The sequence below is a fragment of the Sphingopyxis sp. genome (assembly GCF_035565275.1).
Lineage (GTDB): Bacteria > Pseudomonadota > Alphaproteobacteria > Sphingomonadales > Sphingomonadaceae > Sphingopyxis.
Map to the genome: position 1 here is coordinate 1 of NZ_DATMST010000104.1, position 3,777 is coordinate 3,777.

Genomic DNA, 3,777 nt, shown 5'->3' on the forward strand with positions numbered 1-3,777 from the left:
GAACCGCGCGCGCTGGGATCAGCTTCTGATCCGCCGCGGTCTCAATGCGCTGGCGCGCATCGAGGCGCTGGGCGGCGCCAACGGTCCTTATGCGCTGCAGGCGGCGCTCGCGGCGTGTCACGCCCGGGCCCGGCACGCCGGAGATACGGACTGGGCCCGGATTGCGGCCTTGTACGACCGGCTGGGCGAAGTGATGCCGTCACCGGTCGTGGAACTCAACCGCGCGGTCGCGCACAGCATGGCGTTCGGCCCCGAAGCCGGCCTGCGGCTCGTTGATGCGATCGCCGGCGAAGCGATGCTGCGCAACTATGCCCCGCTTCCCGCAGCGCGCGGCGATTTCCTGCTCCGCGCGGGACGGCGGGGAGAGGCGCGCACGGCGTTCGAGGCGGCAGCGGCGCTTGCCGGTAACGATCGCGAGCGCGATTTTCTGTTGTCGCGCGCCGAGGCTTGCGCCGAATGACGGCGCGGATTGCGGTTGAAGCGATCGGCGCCGAGGCGCAGCCAATTGCCATCATCGATGATTTCGCGCCCGATCCCGACGCGTTGCGCCGCTTTGCCGCGGCGGCAAGCTTCACTCCGGCGCTGAACCATTATCCGGGCGTGCGCGCCGCGCTGCCGGCGGGATATCTTGCGGCGCTACTTCCCGTTATCGCTGCTGCCGCCGCCGAAAGCTTCGGCCGGACGGGACCAATTACCGTCATCGACGCGAGTTTTTCGATCGTATCGACCCCAGCCGGGGCGCTGACGATCCCGCAGCGCCTGCCGCATGTCGATGCCTTCACGCCGGACCGCATCGCGCTCGTGCATTATCTCTCGCCCGACGACCGCGACGGCACCGTCTTTTTCCGGCACCGTGCGACGGGGTTCGAGACGATCGACGAGGCGCGGCGCGACCTGTTCTTTCGCCATCTCGACACAGAGATGCGTTATGGCGGACCGCCGCCGCCCGGATATATGCGGGACGACACGCCGCTGTTCGAATGCATCCGCGCCGAGACTGCGCGGTACAACCGGGCGCTGCTATACCGGAGCGCGAACCTTCATAGCGGCGCGATCTCTCCCGACGCCAGACTGTCGGCAGATCCGGCCGCAGGCCGGCTGACGGTGACGGCCTTTCTGTCGATCGGCTGATCCGAAGCCGACATGCGCAGGGTCTGACCGCAATTTTGCCACGCCTTCCCGACATATTCCGGCGCTTGTTTCATATCGGGACAACGGTCTGCCGCAGTTCGGTGTATGATCAGCGATGGATGCCTTAAGGGCGCCGGCGCCTTTCCCCTTGAAATATGGATATCAAATTCGTGTCCTTCTCGCTTCGTACCCTGTTTCCCGCTGCGTTGATCACAGCCGCGCTGACGCTCCCGCTTGTCGCCCAGACCAAGGCGATCACCGGTATCGATGCGCTGCGCGAATGGAATCTCGTCGTGCTCGGCAATCTGGACTCGTCGTCCGAGGTCGAGGGGCGGACCTTTGTCGGCGGCAACCTGACCGGCAATTCGTCGAATTACGGCATCCGCGCCACCACCTCGCCGAACGGCCAGCCAGGGCTGACCGTCGTCGGCAACGTTAACGGCGGCCACAAGAACCTCAATAACGGGTCGGGCGCGGTCGTCGGCGGCAATGTGACGAGCGGTTTCAATCTCAACGGCCCGAACCAGACGGTGAAGGTCGGCGGGACGATCAACAACACCAACGTCAACCAGAACACCGTCCTGTCGAACCTCGACCGGAGTAACCCCGGATTCGCGCTGGGGCTGCAACAGCAGAAGACCGACCTCAAGAGCAGCCTCGGCAGCCTGTCGTTCGACATGGGCACGCTGACGGCGAACAGCCAGCTGAGCGTTCAGGGCAATCGCGGCACCTTCAACGCGCAGCCCAATGCACAGGGACTGGCGGTGTTCAACATTACCGCGGCCGACCTCGACAGGATCGGCGAGATCCAGTTCAACCTCAATGGCGCCGATACCGCGATCGTCAACGTCAGTGGCCGGTCGATCAATCTCAACGACAATTTCCTCGGCGGCACCAACAACCTCGGCGAGCGGGTAATCTGGAACTTCCCCGATGCCGAGGATCTGAAGCTGACCACCGCCTGGGGCGGATCGGTGCTTGCGCCGCTGGCTGATGCGGAGACCCGCAATTACATCCAGGGGTCGGCGGTGTTCGGCAACCTCAAGCAGAATGGCGAAATGCATATCGGTACCTTCAAGGGCGGATATGTGACCCCACCGTCGGGCAGCACGTCGTCCGGCGGCGGCACCTCGACAGGCGGATCGTCGGGCGGCGGATCATCGAGCGGCGGCGCAGTACCGGTGCCCGAACCCGGAATGTTCGGCCTGTTCGGGCTGGGTGTCGGCGGGCTGATCCTGTGGCGCCGCCGCCGGGCGAAGCGAGGCGAAGGCTAAGCCCGCTCGACCAGCGGTTTTCCCATGCGGATGAGCGGGACGGCGACGCCGTCCGGACCCGGCGCCGCCACATGCTCGATCGGCGTATAGCCGCACGCGCGGTAGAGCGGTTCGCCCGAGAGCGTCGCCATCATCTCGGCGCGGCGGAAGCCCGCGGCACGGGCTGCATTCTCGCATAATGTCATGATCAGACGGCCCACGCCGCGGCGCGCGAAATCGGGGTGGGTGTACATCGCGCGGATCCGTGCGGCGTCGACTGCGGGGTCGAGCGGGGCGGGGTCGCGCAGGTCGCTGCTGTGGTCGCCGCCGTAAAGCGTCGCACGGTACGACCAGCCGCCGCAGCCGGCGATGCGGTCATCCTCATCATCCTCGATGACGAAATAGGTGCCGTCGGCGACGAGCTGCGTGTCGAGCCCCATCACGGCGTTGCTGGCGGCGATCTGTTCGGCGGTAAGGAAGCCCTTTTGCAGTTCGGCGATGGCTTGCGCCATCACGTCGCGCAGGGCTTCGAGGTCGTCGGGGGTGGCGAGGCGATGGGTGAGCATCGCGCGGCTATAGGACGCACGAAGGGCGAGCGACAAGGTCCGCCGCTCGCCCTTCGAACGCATCAGAAGCGCTCGCCCACGAGCTCTTCGCTTTTCGCCCACAGCGCCTTGGCGTTGTCGGGGTCGATCGCATAGGCGCGCACCCCGGCGCGCAGGCCCTCGTCGTCGGCGAGTTCGGCGACGTGGCAATCCTCGAGATAGCGCCCGCCGACTTCGGCCGGATCTGCGACGGCAGCCGCCCAGACCGAGGTCGCCGCACCCTGCGGGATCGACTTGAACTCGAACGCCTCGCCGCCCGCGGCTTTCGCGCTCTCGTTGATCTGCGCGACAAGCGCTTCGAGCGCGCCTTCGTCGAGGTGACGGCCGAGTTCGGTGTGGATGCCGCCCGGGTGGAGCGCGATGCCGCGCACGCCGCGATCCTTGTGCCGCCGGTCGAACTCGACGGCGAACAGGATGTTGGCGGTCTTCGAGCGGCCATAAGCCGCCCACGGATCATAATCGCCGTTGTCGAAGTTCGGATCGTCGAGATTCACGTCGGAGAAACGGTGCCCCGACGAGGCGAGGCTGACGAGACGGCCGCCATCCCTGATCAGCGGCGCGATACGGTTGGCGAAGGTGAAGTGGCCGAGGTGATTGGTACCGAACTGCGTTTCGAACCCGTCGGCGGTCTTGCCGAAGGGCGCGGCCATCACGCCGGCATTGTTGATGACGACGTCGAACTGGCGGCCGTCGGCGACGAGCGCATCGGCGGCAGCGCGGACGCTGGCGAGCGAGGCGAGGTCGAGCTGGATGAGCTCGAAGCTGCCGCCGCTCTGCGCCGCAGCGTC

The 3,777-nt window shown here is 66.5% G+C and carries 4 protein-coding genes and 1 pseudogene; 3 read left to right on the forward strand and 2 right to left on the reverse strand.

The features are described 5' to 3' along the window. The 3 genes and pseudogenes from VN047_RS07290 to VN047_RS07300 all read left to right on the forward strand — a co-directional run. Nucleotides 1-460 (forward strand): annotated as a pseudogene (locus VN047_RS07290) (RNA polymerase subunit sigma-24); the annotation flags it as partial. Continuing rightward, nucleotides 457-1,131, forward strand: coding sequence for a DUF6445 family protein (locus VN047_RS07295; protein WP_325541464.1), 675 nt, complete (start codon nt 457-459; stop codon nt 1,129-1,131). The pseudogene VN047_RS07290 and the gene VN047_RS07295, both read left to right, overlap by 4 nt. A 155-nt stretch (nt 1,132-1,286) precedes the next feature. After that, the gene (locus VN047_RS07300; RefSeq protein WP_414712678.1) at nt 1,287-2,405 is read left to right on the forward strand and encodes a choice-of-anchor A family protein; all 1,119 of its coding nucleotides are present in this window, start codon (nt 1,287-1,289) and stop codon (nt 2,403-2,405) included. On the opposite strand, the gene VN047_RS07305 is transcribed toward VN047_RS07300, so the two are convergent. Further along, on the reverse strand, nt 2,402-2,950 hold the full coding sequence (locus tag VN047_RS07305) for a GNAT family N-acetyltransferase (RefSeq protein WP_325541467.1): 549 nt from the start codon (nt 2,948-2,950) through the stop codon (nt 2,402-2,404). The genes VN047_RS07300 and VN047_RS07305 overlap by 4 nt on opposite strands. A gap of 62 nt (nt 2,951-3,012) precedes the next feature. Then, on the reverse strand, nt 3,013-3,777 hold a 765-nt coding region (locus VN047_RS07310), incomplete at its 5' end, for an SDR family NAD(P)-dependent oxidoreductase (protein ID WP_325541466.1).